Here is a 16,801-nt window from a genome sequence, read left to right on the forward strand (position 1 = left end):
AATAAGTAGCTTAAGGTACAGTTAAGGCAACGAACTGTAAGAAACAATTACATTACATGTTTAGCGATATGACCATCTTGAGACCAAGAGATCTCCGGAGATCACCTCCAATCCAGAAACGCATCCTTCACATGCCCCGCCAGCGCATCGTTGACCGGATTGCTGCCACTTCGCACGAGTGCGATCTGATACTCCGCCAGCGCCGGCAGCCCTTCCCGGTCGAGTTTTCGTAGCGGCGGGCGCACCAGGCTGACGGGGAACGGTGCAACCGCCAGGTCCGACAACATCGCCGCTTCCTGGCCGAAGCAATTATCGCAGGTGTAGGCAACCCGATAGGAAATATGGGCGTCATCCAGGGCCGTCAGCGCGGCCCGGCGCCATACGCAACCATGGCTGGCAAGCGCCACCGGCAGGGGTGACCGGTTGGCAGCGACACCCCCTTCGCGGCCGGCCCACACCAACGGTTCGGTGTGTACAACTTCACCGCGTCGCTCCTGCCCCTCATTGCCAATGGTGACCAGCACCATATCCAGCTCTCCCGCATCGAGCCGGTCCAGGTTCTGCTGACTGGAGCCAACCACCACATCCACCTGAACCGCCGGATACGAGCGCGCGAACTGCGCCAGTACGCCCGGCAGGATACGGCTCCCCACATCGTCTGAAGTGCCCAAACTGACCCGGCCTTCCAAAACGGGAGAGAGGAACTGCCGGATAGCCTCCTCGTTCAATCGCAGCAGTCGCCGGCCATACCCCAGTAGCACTTCTCCCTCGGGCGTCAGCCGGACGCGACGGGCTTCGCGCACAAAAAGGACATGACCGAGAATTTCCTCAAGCCGTTTGATCTGCATGCTCAGGGCCGAAGGGGTGCGAAAAACCTGCTTCGCGGCCCGGGTAAAGCTTCCGCTCTCGGCAATGGCCACGAAGGTTCTCAATACGTCGGTATCCAGTAGCGGGCCAACCTCGCGGTTAGGCGCAAGTTCGGTACTGTTCATAAGCCACCTTTCAATTTTTCTTAACTCAGATGTTAAATCTTTTCGTTTGTTTGATCAAAGGTGACGTTGCATGCTGATAACCATGCCCCCGCAAACACGCGAGGGCACCCATACTGATGACTGAACTGGAGATTGAAACGATGAGCCATTATCAGGATTTTCGCCGCCCCCAGCTTCGTCCAGACGCCCCCGCCAAGCCCCCGGAGCTGGAGCTTTACATGCCGGCCACCCCGCCACTGGCGTTCATGGCAACGGTTGAGTTCTGGGTCAGAATCTTCCGGCGCAGGCACCATTTTCGTCGCCTGTTCCTGCCTTTGCTGAAGGAAGATGACGAGATGCTGGCGGACATCGGCTTCGAGAGGACGGATATTCAGTGGGCGCTCAATCTCCCACTGAAGGTCGATGCCCTCAAGGCGCTGGAGGCATGTCGCAGAGCGCGGGTTTGTTCAAACGTAAAGTGACTCGATCACATCCGTATACTTCTCATAGATGTTGCTTCTGCGCACCTTCATGGTGGCTGTCACTTCATCGTCGTCATGGTCGAGCTCTTTGGTGAGCAGGTGGAAACGCTTGATCTGTGCCACTTGGGGTAACTGATCATTACCCCTGCTCACCTCGGCCTGGATCAGTTCATTCACCTGCGCCTGTTCTGTCAGGCTGCGGAAGGTGGTATAGGCAATCCGTTGCTGTTCGGCCCACTTGGCCACCGTGTCAAAATCGATCTGTATCAGGGCGGAAACGTATTTCCGGGCCTCACCGATCACAATGCATTCCTTGATATAGGGGCTGGCCTTGATGGTGTTCTCAATCTCCGTCGGCGACAGGTTCTTGCCGCCGGCGGTGATCATGATGTCTTTCAGCCGGTCGACAATCTTGAGCTGGCCATTCCGCCACTCGCCTACGTCGCCGGTATGCAGCCAGCCGTCTTTCAGGGTAGAAGCAGTCGCCGCGTCGCTCTTGTAGTAGCCCTTGAACATGCTGCCACCGCGCATAATGATCTCGTTCTGATCACCGAGTTTGACCTCAACGCCGGCGATCGCGACACCCACGGTTCCCAGCTTCACGTCATCCACCGGCTGTGCGGTTGCCACGCCGGTACTTTCCGTCTGGCCATAGACTTCCAGCAGCGGAACACCAATAGTCCGGAAGAATTCCAGAATCCCGGTGGAAATGGGGGCCGCTCCGGTCATCGCAATGGTACATCGGCGCAGGCCAATGAAATTCTGCAGGGCCCGGAACACCAGCCAGTAACTGAGGCTGTACAGGCCTTTTTCTTTCAGGCTCCACTGCGCCCGGGATTTGGTCGCCATAGGCGAACACGCGCGGATGGCCCAATCGAACAATGCCCGGCGGAAACGCCCGGTTTCCTGGACCTTGATATAGATGGCGGAGTGCAGCTTCTCCCAGATTCTGGGCACGCCCAGGAAAAAGGTCGGCGCAATTTCCCGCAAATCCTCCTGAACGGTCCGCAGGCTCTCGCCAAAGCTGACGGAGCTGCCTGCGTAAACCGGCGCAATGTTGGTTACCGCCTGCTCCGCCACATGGCACAGAGGCAGGTAGGAAAGGCTGGAACCGCGATCGTCCGCCTGCAGCAATTCAATAAGACCGGGAGCGGCAGCGTGAAGATTGCCCCAACTGATCATCGCGCCCTTCGGCCGTCCGGTGGAACCGGAGGTGTAGATCATCAGGGCGGTGTCATCCATCCGCTGGCCATCCAGCAATTCATCCACCAGTCCGGGATGGTCTTTTTCATACTCCCGGCCTCTGGCCTCAATGTCCTCGAACGCCGCCGGGGGCTCTGGATAGTAGCGAAGGCCTTTCATATCAATGGCAATGGTGTGCTTCAATTGGGGCAGTTGGGGCCAGGCTTCCAGCACCTTGTCGGTCTGCTCCTGATCCTCACACACCACAATGCTTGCATCGCTGTGTTCGAGAACGTAGGCCACTTCATTCCAGGGACTGGTCGGGTACACCCCAACACAGATGCCCCGAACCATGCCAATACCCATCTGGGCAATCACCCACTCCACCCGATTTTCCGAGATGATGGCCACATGGCCGCCCTCCTCCAACCCCATGGCGCGGAGGCCAAGACCAAAATGCCGGGCGCGGTTGTAGTAGTCCCGCCAGGAATAGGCTTGCCAGATGCCAAAGTCTTTCTGACGCAGGGCCAGGGCATCCGGCCGTTCTTGCGCATGGGCCCGCAGCATCTGGGTCAGGGTCAGATCAGGCAGGGAAGGTGTTGTCATGACAGCCACCGTTTACGGCGTTTATAGTGCTTGATATCGCGGTAACTACGGGCTTCACCTTCCTTGCCGCCCACACCCAGATAGAACTCCTGAACGTCCTCGTTCGCCGTAAGCTTATCCGCCGGGCCGTCGATCACGATCTTGCCGTTCTCCATGATGTAACCGTATGAGGCAATCGCCAGAGACACGGCCGCATTCTGCTCCACCAGAAGAATCGCGGTGCCCTGTTCACGGTTGATCCGCGCCACGATGGTAAAAATCTCTTCCACCAGCAGCGGTGCCAGGCCCAGGGACGGCTCATCAAGCATGATCAGGTCCGGCTGGGCAATCAGCGCCCGGCCCAGAGCCAGCATCTGCTGTTCGCCACCGGAGAGGTAACCCGCCAACTGCTTGCGACGTTCCCTGAGGCGCGGGAAATAGTCATAGACCAGTTCGTAGCTGTCGCTCAGGGAGGGCTTGCTGCCACTGAGGGCGTAGGTGGCGGCAACCAGGTTCTCCTCCACCGTGAGGTCTTCAAACACACGGCGGCCTTCCATGACATGGAAGAGTCCGTTACGCACCAGTTTTTCGGGAGGCGTACCTTTTACATCCCTGCCCCGGAAACGTACTTCCCCGGCGGTCACCTCCCCGTCTTCCAGGGTCAGCAGGCCGGAGACACTCTTCAGCGTGGTGGATTTGCCAGCACCGTTGGAACCGAGGAGCGCCACAATGGCGCCCTCCGGCACCCGCAGCGACAGGCCCCGAAGAACCTGTACCGACTTGTTGTAGACCACCTCGATATTATCGATTTCCAGTAAGGCTTCCATACAGCCCCTCAGTCGAGGTGAATCCAGTCCGATACCGGCTCATAACGGCCTTCTTTAGCATTCACCCGCCAGATACGGCCGACCGGGAAGGACATGTTTCGCACGGTGACCGGAATGCCGATAATGCCGCCAGTATCCCAGTCCTCAATCGAGGCAAGAGATTCCGCCATGTTGTCTCCGGTCAGTTCTTTCCCCGCATCGAGCGTGCGCTTGACCACTTCTGTCCAGACCATGGCATTGAACCACCCCTGCATGTAGCCGGTGGGACGGTAGCCCGCTTCCGGATCGCTCTTCTCCGCCTGGGCACGGAGGGCTTCAAGCATGGGCCCGCTTTCCTCGCTGTCGTAATAGTTGTAGGGCATTACGCCCATGTAGCCATCGGCATCCGCTCCCATCTTGTCGATGATCAGTTTGTCCGAGGACCAGAAGGTGCCCATGAACTGGGTATCGAGGCCCATCTGGCGCATCTGCACCATGAACTCGTTGATCGGCGACAGTACGTAGCCATGAAACACCACAAAGTCCGGTCGCACCCGGCGAAGCTTCAAAACCTCGGCGGACACATCCACACTGCCGGGCTTGGTCACAATTTCCTCGACAACCTCGATGCCCAGCTCGCCCGCGCGGGCTTTGCCGTTTTCGATGGGGTCCTTACCAAATTCGGTATCACTGTAAACAAAGGCCACGGTAGGCATATCACCGCCTTCACCCTGGGTGGCGATGTACTCCAGAATGATGCCGAACATCTGGCTATAGTTCGGGCCGGGAATGAACTGGTAAGGGTATTGCTCGTTATCCGTCAGCGCGGTCGCGAACGACGCCCCGCTCATCAGAGTATTGCCCTGGCTATTGAGCTCAGAGGCGATGGCTTTCATGAAACCGGTGCTGTCGCCGTAATAGGTAGCCGGGGAACTGCTACCGGAAATTTTCTTGAAGGCCGCCACCGAACGATCCACCTCATAGGCGGTGTCTTCCATCACATACTCGACCGGGTGGCCATTGATGCCCCCCTGGCTGTTGATCCAGTTGGTGTAGTCGGTCAGACCGGCGTGGATGTGAATACCGGCAAACGCAAACACGCCGGAGAGCGGTATGGAGCCGCCAAACACGACGGGCTCCTTGTCCTGTGACATCACCGGCGCGGCGACTGTCAGCGCAGCAACCAGGCTACCAAGCCCGGCAAGCCGGCGACCTTTTTTGAGGATGTTTCTGAACATGTTCATTCTCCTTGCGGCTTCTTGTTGTTGGTGTTGCACGGGTTCCCGTGAGAGAACCATTAATTCCGGAACGGCCAGAGGCGGAAAAAGCGACGGATACGGTGCCAGATTTCCGCAAGCCCATGAGGTTCAAAAATCAGGAAGCCCACGATCAGGGCGCCAAAGATGATTTCCAGCATCGGCGACATGAACACGGGCGCGTTGGGGTAGAACGGAGTCAGGGCCGCTGTCAGCAGTTTCAGCGCTTCCGGCACCAGGGTCATGAAAGCAGCACCGAGGATGCCCCCCAACAGATTGCCCATGCCCCCCACGATCACCGCCGCCAGATAGAAAATGGACATGGAAAGCGGAAAGCTCTCCGGGGTAACCACACGGTAGAAATAGGCAAACAGGCCACCGGCCACGCCGGCGTAGAACGAGCTGAGCGCGAACGACATCAGTTTGTAGCGCAGAAGGTTAATGCCGAGAATCTCGGCGGAAATATCCCGGTCTCGAATGGCAATAAAGGCCCTGCCGATTCGTGTCCGGAACACATTCCGGGCCGCCAGCACCATCAGCACCGCCAGCGGCACGATGATGAAATACATCATGAAGTCACTCTGGAACGTCAGCCCGAACAGGTGCGCTGGCTCCAGGCTCAGGCCACCCATGCCACCGGTTACCGATTCCCACTCGGCGAAAATGAAGTGCAGGAATACGCTCGCAGCCAGGGTGGCGATGGCCAGATACAGGCCTTTGACCCGCAGTGAGGGCAGGCCCACCAGAATCCCGACGGCAGCAGCCATAAGCCCGGCCAGCACCAGAGTGACCGGAAACGGCAGGCCGGTGTTGATGGACAGCCAGGCCACCGTGTAGGCGCCAACACCCATGAACCCGGCCTGCCCCAGGGAAATCAGCCCGGTAAAGCCGGTCAGGATGTTCAGGCCGGTGGTGCTGATTACGGCAATACCAACCAGGCAGCCCAGGTACAGCAGGTAAGAGTCGACGGCAAACGGGAACACCACAAGAATCAGCAGGAAAAGACCCAGCCACAGCTTTTGGGTCTGGCTGGTCCAGATTGCCTCATCGGCCTCGTAACTCTGTTTCGCGTCACCGATGCGCATCTTACACTCGCTCTATTTCGTGGGTGCCAAAAAGGCCATAGGGGCGGATAACCAGGATCACCGCCAGCACCAGGAATGTTGCCGGCATACGGTACTCGCCTCCGAGATAAGCACCCGCAACCGTTTCCAGCCAGCCGATGAACACGCCAGCCACCAGGGCACCGAGAATGCTGTCCAGGCCGCCAACGATCACCACCACCAGCACACTCAGACCAATGATCCCGAACTGCGGACTGAGTCCGCCGGTGGCGGCCACCAACACACCGGCCAACGATGCCGCAAGAGAGCCAAACACCCAGGCCATGTTGAATACCCGGCGCACGTTAATGCCCATGGAATAGGCCGCCGCCTGATCCGAGGCCGTTGCCCTCAGGGCCACGCCACCCCGGGAGAAGCGGAAATAAAGCAGATAAATAATGAGCAGGGCCGAACCGATCAGAAAGCCGTAGGCAATTTTTGGAGCGAGGTAGAGTGGGCCGATAAACACCGGCTCCCGTGGCAGAAAACGGGGCAACAACTGCGGGTCGGCGGTCCAGATGAACTCCACCAGGCCCACCAGGATACTGCCAATGCCGATGGTGACCATCACCACCGAGATGGGGGACTCACCCAGCATGGGCCGGATCATGGTCTTCTCGATCACACCGCCCAGAATACTGCCACCGATCACCGCCAGCGGCAGGGCAATCCATGGTGACAACTCCATGCCACCAGCAAAGGCCAGGAACAGATAGGCGGCAAACATCATGATCTCGCCAATGGCAAAATTGATCACCCGGGTGGCCTTGTAGATGATCACAAACCCCAGCGCGATAAGGGCGTAAAGCCCGCCCATGGCCAAACCGGCGAGGCTGATTTCACCAAAGAACAACCAATCCATCAGGCAACCTCCCCTTCTGGATTGAGCTTTCTTCGCAAACTGTCGATGTCACTGTTGCCCAGATAAGCCTTGATCACCTCGGGGTTGTTCTGAACATCCGCCGGCACGCCTTCGGTAATAACCTGGCCGAAATTCAGCACCGCGATATGGTCGGATATGTCCATCACCATGCCCATGTCGTGCTCTACCATCAGCACGGTAATGCCCCACTCTTCCCGGATATCCAGAATAAATCGGGCCATGTCCTCTTTCTCTTCCCGATTCATGCCGGCCACCGGTTCGTCCAGCATCAGCACCTTTGGTTGCATGGCTAGGGCCCGGGCAAGCTCAACCCGTTTTTGAAGCCCGTATGAGAGGCTGGCCACCGGCTGGCGTCGTATATGATCGATTTCCAGGAAGTCGATAATCCGCTCTTCCACTTCCCTGCGAACAGCCATTTCCTCCCGGCGGGCCGGCCCGAAATAAACCAGCGCACTGAGCAGTCCGCTCTTCATGTGCACATGGGCGCCAAGCTTGATGTTGTCGAGTACGGTCATACCCCGGAACAGGGCTATATTCTGGAAGGTTCGGGCAAGGCCAAGGGCGGCTCGCTTCGGCGGCTTGATACTGCCCGGCAACTCTTGGCCATGGTAGCGAATGGTGCCCTGCTGCGGTTTGTAAAAGCCGGAGATGCAGTTAAAAAGCGAGGTCTTGCCCGCACCGTTCGGGCCGATAATGGTCGTGACGGTGTTTTCAGGCACATGGAAACTGACATCCTGCAGCGCCTTGACGCCACCAAATGAGAGAGACAGGTTACTGATCTCAAGGATGCTCACATTACCTCCCGGCACCCCTGGCGCCGGGCAGACAGGCTCGCGAACACGCCCTGCTGGTACCCATCTCACGCCCGAAGATGATTGTCGTTGTTGTTTTTTCTTGTCATCGGGAGATCCCCGATCCAGATTAAAAGTAGTCCATTCAGGCAACATTGGGCAAACCCTTCTACCCTGTTACCTGTCAGACACCGAAGGGCGCTGAACAAATAATGAAGCCATAGGCCCACCACGATGAGAGAAACATCCACCATGTCAGACTCATTGGTAACCACCGAATTCGACGCCGATACGGGCATTGCAACGATGACTTTCAACCGGCCAGCAGCCCTGAACGCAATCAGTGTGCCCATGGCAGAAGCCTTTCTCGCGGAGGCTCAGGCACTGAAAGACCGGTCAGGCCTTCGATGCATCGTTCTGACCGGCTCCGGGCGCGCTTTTATGGCGGGCGGGGATATCGCCAGTATGACCGGCTCTCCCGAACAGGCGGGCAAAGCCGTCAGCGCCATCCTGGGTGCGGTCAACCCGGCCATCCTCCTGTTGCGCAGCATGGACGCCCCGGTGATCGCGGTGGTCAAGGGGGTTGCGGCTGGTGCCGGGCTGAGCCTGGCACTGATGGCGGACCTTGTCATTGCTCAGGAAGACACCAAGTTTTTGCTGGCCTACAACGGCATTGGCGCCATTCCTGACTGTGGTGGTAGCTGGTTCCTGGCCCACAAGATCGGCGCTGGGCGGGCAGCCGAGTTAATGCTGCTGGGCCGAACCCTGAGTGCGACCGAAGCCAGGGACTGGGGCATGATCACTGAGTCTGTTCCGGAAGCCGACTTTGAAAAACGAGTGACTGAGATAACGAGAAACGTCGCGAATGGCCCCACCCGAGCCTTCGGTGCCTTTCGACGGCTTACGGACGGAGCCTGTGGCGATCAGTTGGCTGCCCAACTGGAAGCCGAAAAGGAAGCGTTCCTGGAACTGACCCGGACCGGGGATTTCGCAGAAGGCGTCGCCGCGTTCCTGGCCAAGCGCCCCCCTGAGTTCCACGGATCCTGACTGTCAGGATGCTACATCCTGGGCAGCCAACGCCTTGATGTCCGGGTACTCGTGTACCCGAACCTCCGATTGCGCGGGCGCCTGCTGAGCAAGCGCCGACACCTCGTTAACCATTGCCCTGGCCACGGTGACCGCCTCAATACCGCGAAACTTTTCCAGTGGGCCGATCAACGCCCGGTTGATGAGGGGCATGGCTTTTATGCCCAGTGCTTCGGCGGTGCGCTGCTCGTTGCGTTCGCCCAGCAGCAGACTGGGTTGGTAGATGGACAGGCAGGGATAGCCCAGCGACTTTATGCCGTCTTCCAGTTCACCCTTCACCCGATTGTAGAAAACGGTGGAAGACGATGAGGAGGCAATGGCAGACATCAGCACGAATACCTGTGCACCGTTTGCCCGGCCAAGCTCCGCCGCTTTCATCGGGTAACCGTAGTCCACTTTACGGAACTGCTCGCGAGAGCCGGCCTTCTTGATGGTGGTGCCCAGGCAACAGACGATGGCATCCACCGCGAACAGATCACTGTGTTCATCCAGGCGGTCGAAATCCACTTCCTGCTGATGCAGTTTTTCATGGTTCAGCGGCAACGCTCGACGCACGGGCGCGACGACCGATGACACGTCTTCCCGCGCCAGCAGACCTTCTAGCACCTGGCCACCGGTCAGGCCAGTGGCACCCAATAGCATCACTTTCATAGAATCTCCCTCAACCACGAAACAACACCCGAACACCCACTAGTATCCAGCACAAACTCCTGCCCCCGCGAGGCACTTTTCAGAGTGCAGTATTCCCCGTCCCGGGACCAGCGGGCGAGGTTACCGTGAAAACTCATCGCGGTGTCCGCCGAATCCGGATAGAAACACCCGGGTAATCGCCATTGCGTGGTCGAAGCGGCATCCGGTGCCGTCAGGCGTTGCCGCTCCTCCAGGCGTCCAAACACCCCGGCACCCGGAAGGCCGGTTGATCGCCCCTCAAGCTGCAGGGCATCGGAGGCCACATGGAGCGTATTGCCACCATCTGGCTGACCATGGAAGTGCGGATGGTAGCGGGCCCACCGCAGGTCACTATCCGACAACTCATCAATGCGGTAAACATCGCCAATCTGGAGCCAGCCCCACAGCCCGTGAAACGGGCGGGCCTGTTTTACAAACTGCCAGCGCCTGCCCTGTTTTTCCACGTTCCGAAACAGACCGAAAAACAGGAACAGATCCCCCACCCCCACCTGCTGTTTACGGAGGTGCCCCTGTGCAGCGCCGGTTTGCCCCAGGCAGGGCCGCCAGCCGGTTTCCCGGGGATAGGCGTCAGCGATCAGGTCCGGGTCGAGGTGAGCCCTTCGGGCGCCACCACGCCGGTTGCCGGTCAGGTCGGCCACCAGCTTGCCAACATTCAGACCATCGTGATGGATATCATGGTAGGTGATCCGGGAACGCGAGTCGGGGATCGGCAGGGTATAGAAAGACCTGTCAGGGAACACCGGGCTGGGACAGCCGCCTGCGGAGGAATCAAAGCCTTTACGGCTGAGGATCAGTTTCATAAACGCATTTTGGAGCAAGGAACGAAGCGCAACCATATCACGCCATTGAAAAGCAGTTTAAACTGACGACAACAACAGACTGGCCCACCCGCTGATTCAATGCCGATCGCCCATGACTGATTTTGAAACCCTGAACACGCTGAAGGCAGGCCTTGAAGCCTGGTGGCACCCGGGCGTTACCGTCCTGCTCTCAATGGCTATCACCTTTCTTGTGTACAAGGGTGTGCTGGCAACGGTTCAACGCTTAACCCGCAGCAAAACAGTTCCCCGCCTGTTTCTGGATGCCTCATCAACCGCTCTGGGCATTGCCATTACCCTGGTGGTGCTCAACGCCATCTTGGAAGCGGCGTCCCAGGACCTGCCTCTGATCAACCACTTCCGCCACGCCGCCACGCTGCTGCTGATTGTGGCCGTCACCTGGGCGCTGGTGCGCTGCACGTCAGCCATCGGCGACGTCATCGTCTCTCTGAATCCAGTCCTGGAAGGCCAGTGGAAACGCGCCCGCAAAGTGGAAACACAAACGCGCTTCCTGGTGAGGGTGCTGAACATTCTCATCGTCATTGTGGGCCTGGGCGCCGCGCTGGTCACGTTCGAGCCGGTTCGTCATCTTGGCAGCAGCCTGCTGGCATCTGCGGGCATTGGCGGCATTATTCTCGGCTTCGCCGCCAAACCGGTGTTGGGCAACCTGTTAGCGGGCATGCAGATCGCCCTCACCCAACCGTTCCGCATCGATGACGTACTGCATGTACAGGGCGAATGGTGCTGGGTGGAGGAAGTCACCGCCACCTACGTGGTGCTGAGGGTCTGGGATTTGCGGCGGCTGGTAGTGCCGCTGCAATGGTTTATCGAAAACCCGTTCCAGAACTGGTCGAGAAACGACACCGAAATGATGGGAACGGTGTTCATCACCGTCGATTATTCCATGCCTATCGAACCACTACGAACCGAGTTTGAGAGGCTGCTGGAACAGGCGCCGGACTGGGACGGGAAGACCAAGATCGTGCAGGTGACCGAAGCCGGCGAGGCCAATATCGAGGTGCGCTTCCTGCTCAGTGCCAGGGACTCAAGCTCACTCTGGAATCTCCGCTGCGCCATCCGCGAGGGGTTGATCACCTTTATACAGGCGCAGTTTCCGGCGCATCTACCAAGGGTTCGTGCCAGGCTGGTGGAAACGCCCGACCAGTAACCCTCACCCCTGTTCTGCCCCGCGCAGCATGGCGTGCAGCAGCTCTTCGGCATCGAATTTGGTCAATGCCTCGTCTGCCCCCACCTGTTTGGCGTAACTCACGCTCATTTCACTGTTCAGGGAGGTATGCAGAATGATGTACGGCTGCTTCAGGGCGTTGCCGCTGTCCCTCACATTGAAGGTCAGCTCGTAGCCGTCCAGGCCGGGCATTTCGATGTCGCTCACCAGGATGTTGATGGGTTTTCCATCGCGGTTGGCGTTCAGCATCAGGTCCAGTGCATCCTGCCCGTTGGTGGTGACAAAATAGCTCACATCCTTGCTGTCCAGGGCGTCCGAGAGCTGTTTGCGAGCCACCTGGGAGTCGTCCACCAGCAGGATATTCAGGCCTTTCAGAGTTTCCCGTTGAACGTCTGTCAGCGTGACTTCCCGGGGGTTTACGGACTCCGGGTACACCCGTGCCAGCAACAGCTCCACGTCCAGCAACTGCACGATCTGATCATCGATATTCACCAGGCCGGTAATGAAGGCACGGTCGCCAAGACTCTTCGGCGGGGGCATAACCTTCTTCCACTCGGTTTCCACGATTTTCCGCACACTGCGCACAAGGAACCCGATTTCCTGGCGCTGAACATCGGTCACGATGATCGAAGCGGTCTTGCGTTCTTCCGCCGTCAACGGCTGGTAACCCACGGCAGCAGCCATGTCGATCACCGGCACGGCGGAGCCGCGAAAGCTCATGGTACCGATCACCGCCGAATGGCTGTGTGGTAGCTTGGTCAGCGGAACAAAGGGCATGATTTCCCGGATTTTCAGGGTGCCCAGGCCGAATGGCCTCTGATTGGTCAGATAAAACAACAGCAGTTTCTGGGGGTGTTTGGTACCCTCGGCCATAACCTCAAACCTGTCAGGAGCTTTGGAAAAAGTATAACAGGCGAAAGATAACATGCCGCCCAAACCGACATTGTAAGATTTTGCAGCCCTTCGGAGGTCGCATCGGCTGCCAGTGAATCCAGCGCTTCCTCTCCCGCGTATCACCTATACTGTTGTCATCGGGAGGCTATTCGATGAAACGCGCCTTTGCACTAATATCGGTATTCCTGTTCTTCGCCGTCATGGCCGTGGGTGGTCATGCCGACGACGACAATATCGATGACGCCATCCAGAACACGATCCTGTCGCAGATTGAAGCCTTCGCCAATGACGACAGGCAAGCTGCCTGGGACCATGCCTCGGAAGGCATCAAGCAGCAATCCGGCTCGATAGAGTCGTTCTACGATATGGTGAAGCTATCCTATGCGCCCGTCCACCGGGCCTCGTCCATTGAGTTCATGGAGCGCATACCCCACCCCGGTTTCCAGATTCAGGTGGTACGGTTGTTGGGGCCGGAGGGCAAACGCTGGATCGCCCACTACCATATGGTCAAGAATGGTGATGACTGGAAAATCGGCGGCGTCGGGCTCAAAGAGGGTCCAAGCTCTATATAATCGCTGACCGGCTAATGGTTTCTGACGCCTATGTCTTTCAGCTCTGTCCGTCCGTAAGATACAGTCCATGAACCTGATTGCCGGCAGAGCCTGAACACCACCTATGAAGAACCTGACCTTCTCCTCTCATTACGCCAGGGCCGTTCTTTATGGCCTGGAGAAGGCCGGTGGCTATTCCGACGAACTGCTTCGCAATAATGGCATCGACCCGGAGTTCATCCACTCGCCACGGGCACGGGTGCCCACGGAACAGTTTATCCGCCTGTTCCGGCTGGTGTGGGGCAAACTGGATGACGAGTTCATGGGCCGTACCACACAGCCCTGCCGCGTGGGGCACTTTCACCTGATGGGATCGTTGGTGGTACACAGCAGCAACCTGGAAGAGGTGATCCGCCAGAGCATTCGCTGCTACCGGCTGTTCTCCGATGACATGGTGATTGAGCTGGACACCCGCGGCGATGAAGTGGAGCTGAGCATCACCCACCGCCATCCGGAACTGGACCCGGACAACTTCCTGGTGGAATGGCTACTGATGGTGTGGCACCGATTAATCGGCTGGCTGATCGGACGCAAGATCGTACTCAGCCACGCCACCTTCCAGCATGATTTGCCCGGACACTTTGACGAGTACCGGTTTGTTTTCCCCTGCCAGTGTTTCTTTAACCGCGACCGCAACAGCCTGTTTTTCAGCCACAATTATCTGGACATGCCGGTGACGCGAACGCCGGAGGAACTGGATGGTTTTATTGAGAAGTCGCCGCGCAACCTGCTGATCTGGACCGATGAGGACGACAGCCTGACAACCCAGGTTCGGCAGATTCTGGAAAACGTGGACGATGATCGCCTGCCCACGCTGGAACAGATCGCCGGGCAGCTGCATATGACCGCCTACACCCTGTCGCGCAAACTGAAGGCGGAGGGCAGTTCCTACCAGAAGATCAAGGACAACCTGCGGCGGGACCAGGCGGTGATTATGCTCACGCGGCAGAACCTGACGGTGTCGGAGATCTCATCACAGCTGGGATTTACCGAGCCCGGCGCTTTTTCCCGTGCCTTCAAGCACTGGACCGGGCTCAGCCCACTGGCCTACCGCAAGCAGGACCAGTAGTTCTTCTTTCTCCGCTTACAGCAGTTCGATCGCGACAGCGGTACCTTCCCCGCCCCCGATACACAGGGACGCCACGCCACGCTTGAGACCACGCTGCTTCAGGGCGTTGATCAGGGTGACCATGATCCGCGACCCTGAGGAGCCGATGGGGTGACCCAGGGCACAGGCGCCGCCATGAACGTTGACCTTGTCGGCATCGAGCCCAAGCTCATTGATGGCGGCCAGGGTAACCACGGCAAACGCTTCGTTGATTTCGAACAGGTCGACGTCGTCGCGGCTCCAGCCGGCTTTCTTCAGTACCTTTTCGATGGCACCGATGGGCGCAAGGGTGAACTCGGCTGGCAGGCGGGCATGTGTCGCGTGGGCGACGATACGGGCCTGGGGAGTGAGGCCGCGCTTTTCGGCTTCTTCGCGGGTGGCCAGTACCATCGCGGAGGCGCCGTCGCTGATGGAGCTGGCGTTGGCGGCGGTGACAGAGCCGTCTTTGGCAAAGGCCGGTTTGAGGTGGGGAATTTTCTCGGGCTTGGCTTTGCCTGGCTGTTCGTCGGTATCCACCACGGTGTCGCCACCACGGCCGGAGACGGTCACGGGGGTGATTTCGTCGGAGAATCCGCCGTTCTTGATGGCCGACAGGGAGCGTTCGAGGGAGGCGATGGCGAAGTTGTCCATGGCCTCGCGGCTGATGTCGTATTTGTCGGCGGTGCGCTGGGCAAAGACGCCCATGAGGCCGCCTTCGTAGGCGTCTTCAAGGCCGTCGAGGAACATGGAATCCATGACCTGCCCGTGGCCCATGCGCATTCCGGCGCGGGCTTTTGGCAGCAGGTAAGGTGCCTGGCTCATATTTTCCATGCCGCCGGCGATCATGATGCTGTTGGTGCCGGCTTTGATCTGGTCGTGGGCCATGATGACGGCTTGCATGCCGGAGCCGCACATTTTGTTGACGGTGGTGCAGCCGCTGGAGTCGGGGATGCCGGAGGCGCGGGAGGCCTGGCGTGCGGGTGCCTGGCCGAGGCCACCGGGCAGTACGCAGCCCATGATGACTTCCTGGATGTCGGCGGGCTGCAGGCCGCTTCTTTCGATGGCGGCCTTGATGGAGATGGCGCCGAGATCCGGGGAGCGCACGGAGCTGAGATCGCCCATCATGCCGCCCATGGGAGTTCTTGCTGATCCTGCGATGACTACATCGTTGCTATTCATGTCTTCAATCCTCTGATTAAGCCTTACCTAAAACCGACCGTGCGATGATTTCTTTCATCACTTCCGAAGTGCCGCCGTAAATTCTCTGCACTCTGGCGTCGATAAACGCTCTCGAAATCGGATACTCGCTGGTGTAACCGTAACCGCCGAACAACTGCAAACAACCGTCGGCTACCCGGCACTGCATTTCCGTGGCGCTGTACTTGGCCATGGAAGCTGTGGGCGCGTCGAGTTCGCCTTTTTCGTAAAGCGCGATGCATTCGTCGACGAAGGCGCGGTTGACGCGGCAGTCGGTTTCCATGCGGGCGATTTCAAAACGGGTGTTTTGCAGTTGGGCCAGTTTCTGGCCGAACAGTTCCCGTTCCTGGGCGTAGTTGATGGTCAGGTCCAGGGCGCCGCGTGCGGCGGCAACGCCGAGAGCACCGATGACGAGGCGCTCGCGGGGGAGTTCGCGCATCAGGTACATGAAGCCCTGGCCTTCTTCACCCAGCAGCGCGGAGGCGGGGATGCGCATGTCGGAGAAGAAGAGTTCCGAGGTGTCGCCGGAGTGCTGGCCGATTTTGTCGAGGTTGCGGCCTTTGCTGTAACCGGGCAACGAGGTGTCGACCAGGAACAGGCTGATGCCACGGGCACCGGCTTTGGGGTCGGTTTTGGCAGCGACGATGACCATGTCGGCGTGTTGGCCGTTGGTGATGAAGGTTTTGGAGCCGTTGAGGATGTAGTCGTCCCCGTCTTTCACCGCGCTGGTGCGGATGGCCTGGAGATCGCTGCCGGCGCCGGGTTCGGTCATGGCGATGGCACCCACCGCTTCGCCGGAGACCATTTTCGGCAACCAGTACTGGCGCTGTTCTTCGTTGCCGATATGGCTGAGGTACGGGGCGACGATGTCGGAGTGCACCATGACGTTGGTGGACAGAGCGCCGAAGCCCATGCGGGCCATTTCTTCGCCCACGACAACGGAGTACAGGAAGGGCGCACCGCAGCCGCCCCAGTCTTCGGGTACGTCGACGCACAGCATGCCGGCGTTGCCCAGGGTGTTCCAGAGTTCCCGGGGCACGATGCCGGAGTGTTCCCATTCTTCATAGTGGGGCGTTACTTCGGTTTCCAGGGCCTTGATGACGGACTCCCGGAACATGTCGAGTTCTTCTTTATCAACAGCGCTGGTCATGGGTGTCTCCCGTCGGTGATTAG

Annotated in this window: 17 protein-coding genes; 5 read left to right on the plus strand and 12 right to left on the minus strand. The window is 58.8% G+C overall.

Annotation, left to right across the window (positions count from 1 at the left end):
- Positions 1-101: 101 nt before the first annotated feature.
- Positions 102-992 (minus strand): LysR family transcriptional regulator, encoded by an 891-nt coding sequence (locus SIC19_RS07820; RefSeq protein ID WP_075195350.1) that lies wholly within the window; start codon positions 990-992, stop codon positions 102-104.
- Positions 993-1,108: 116 nt separating this feature from the next.
- Between SIC19_RS07820 and SIC19_RS07825 the strand changes: the two genes are divergently transcribed.
- Positions 1,109-1,453, plus strand: a complete 345-nt coding sequence (locus SIC19_RS07825; RefSeq protein ID WP_051946521.1) for a DUF1127 domain-containing protein — start codon at positions 1,109-1,111, stop codon at positions 1,451-1,453.
- Here the strand turns inward: SIC19_RS07825 and SIC19_RS07830 are convergent.
- The 6 genes from SIC19_RS07830 to SIC19_RS07855 are packed head-to-tail and all read right to left on the minus strand — an operon-like array spanning position 1,439 to position 8,062.
- Positions 1,439-3,241: an AMP-dependent synthetase/ligase gene (locus SIC19_RS07830; RefSeq protein ID WP_036202736.1), complete on the minus strand. Its 1,803-nt coding sequence runs from the start codon at positions 3,239-3,241 to the stop codon at positions 1,439-1,441. The two genes, SIC19_RS07825 and SIC19_RS07830, sit on opposite strands and share 15 nt — an antisense overlap.
- Positions 3,238-4,047, minus strand: coding sequence for an ABC transporter ATP-binding protein (locus SIC19_RS07835; protein WP_036202733.1), 810 nt, complete (start codon positions 4,045-4,047; stop codon positions 3,238-3,240). Before SIC19_RS07835 ends, SIC19_RS07830 begins: the two co-directional genes overlap by 4 nt.
- 8 nt (positions 4,048-4,055) lie before the next feature.
- The gene (locus SIC19_RS07840) at positions 4,056-5,264 is read right to left on the minus strand and encodes an ABC transporter substrate-binding protein (protein ID WP_127402263.1); all 1,209 of its coding nucleotides are present in this window, start codon (positions 5,262-5,264) and stop codon (positions 4,056-4,058) included.
- 59 nt (positions 5,265-5,323) lie between these two features.
- On the minus strand, positions 5,324-6,367 hold the full coding sequence (locus SIC19_RS07845; RefSeq protein ID WP_041334440.1) for a branched-chain amino acid ABC transporter permease: 1,044 nt from the start codon (positions 6,365-6,367) through the stop codon (positions 5,324-5,326).
- Between the two features lies 1 nt (position 6,368).
- Positions 6,369-7,247 carry a branched-chain amino acid ABC transporter permease gene (locus SIC19_RS07850; protein WP_036202727.1) on the minus strand — a complete coding sequence of 293 codons (879 nt, stop codon included), beginning with the start codon at positions 7,245-7,247 and terminating at the stop codon, positions 6,369-6,371.
- The gene (locus SIC19_RS07855) at positions 7,247-8,062 is read right to left on the minus strand and encodes an ABC transporter ATP-binding protein (RefSeq protein WP_127402264.1); all 816 of its coding nucleotides are present in this window, start codon (positions 8,060-8,062) and stop codon (positions 7,247-7,249) included. The genes SIC19_RS07850 and SIC19_RS07855 overlap by 1 nt, the downstream gene beginning before the upstream one ends.
- 231 nt (positions 8,063-8,293) lie before the next feature.
- Here SIC19_RS07855 and SIC19_RS07860 point away from each other — a divergent pair, with 231 nt between their 5' ends.
- Complete coding sequence (locus tag SIC19_RS07860; protein ID WP_269399811.1) at positions 8,294-9,106, plus strand: enoyl-CoA hydratase/isomerase family protein; 813 nt, start codon at positions 8,294-8,296, stop codon at positions 9,104-9,106.
- 3 nt (positions 9,107-9,109) lie between these two features.
- Here the strand turns inward: SIC19_RS07860 and SIC19_RS07865 are convergent, their stop codons facing one another.
- Positions 9,110-9,796, minus strand: a complete 687-nt coding sequence (locus tag SIC19_RS07865; protein WP_075195353.1) for an NAD-dependent epimerase/dehydratase family protein — start codon at positions 9,794-9,796, stop codon at positions 9,110-9,112.
- Positions 9,793-10,635, minus strand: a complete 843-nt coding sequence (locus SIC19_RS07870) for a hypothetical protein (protein WP_228712283.1) — start codon at positions 10,633-10,635, stop codon at positions 9,793-9,795. Before SIC19_RS07870 ends, SIC19_RS07865 begins: the two co-directional genes overlap by 4 nt.
- Positions 10,636-10,747: 112 nt before the next feature.
- On the opposite strand from SIC19_RS07870, the gene SIC19_RS07875 reads away from it, so the two are divergent.
- Positions 10,748-11,821 (plus strand): mechanosensitive ion channel family protein, encoded by a 1,074-nt coding sequence (locus tag SIC19_RS07875; RefSeq protein ID WP_126810712.1) that lies wholly within the window; start codon positions 10,748-10,750, stop codon positions 11,819-11,821.
- 3 nt (positions 11,822-11,824) lie between these two features.
- Here the strand turns inward: SIC19_RS07875 and SIC19_RS07880 are convergent, their stop codons facing one another.
- Positions 11,825-12,712, minus strand: coding sequence for a chemotaxis protein (locus SIC19_RS07880; protein WP_091643333.1), 888 nt, complete (start codon positions 12,710-12,712; stop codon positions 11,825-11,827).
- A 173-nt stretch (positions 12,713-12,885) separates the two neighbouring features.
- On the opposite strand from SIC19_RS07880, the gene SIC19_RS07885 reads away from it, so the two are divergent.
- Both SIC19_RS07885 and SIC19_RS07890 read left to right on the plus strand, forming a co-directional pair.
- A complete protein-coding gene (locus SIC19_RS07885) occupies positions 12,886-13,305 on the plus strand; it encodes a DUF4864 domain-containing protein (RefSeq protein ID WP_127402266.1) in 420 nt (139 codons plus the stop codon).
- 103 nt (positions 13,306-13,408) lie between these two features.
- Positions 13,409-14,413, plus strand: coding sequence for an AraC family transcriptional regulator (locus tag SIC19_RS07890; RefSeq protein WP_041334426.1), 1,005 nt, complete (start codon positions 13,409-13,411; stop codon positions 14,411-14,413).
- 15 nt (positions 14,414-14,428) lie between these two features.
- Here the strand turns inward: SIC19_RS07890 and SIC19_RS07895 are convergent, their stop codons facing one another.
- Together SIC19_RS07895 and SIC19_RS07900 are read right to left on the minus strand one after the other, a co-directional pair.
- Positions 14,429-15,610 (minus strand): thiolase family protein, encoded by a 1,182-nt coding sequence (locus SIC19_RS07895; protein WP_127402267.1) that lies wholly within the window; start codon positions 15,608-15,610, stop codon positions 14,429-14,431.
- A gap of 16 nt (positions 15,611-15,626) precedes the next feature.
- Positions 15,627-16,778 carry an acyl-CoA dehydrogenase family protein gene (locus SIC19_RS07900; protein WP_036202699.1) on the minus strand — a complete coding sequence of 384 codons (1,152 nt, stop codon included), beginning with the start codon at positions 16,776-16,778 and terminating at the stop codon, positions 15,627-15,629.
- Between the last annotated feature and the right edge of the window lie 23 nt (positions 16,779-16,801).

Origin of the sequence: Marinobacter sp. MIT930201 (assembly GCF_047122665.1) — a bacterium.
Lineage (GTDB): Bacteria > Pseudomonadota > Gammaproteobacteria > Pseudomonadales > Oleiphilaceae > Marinobacter > Marinobacter salarius.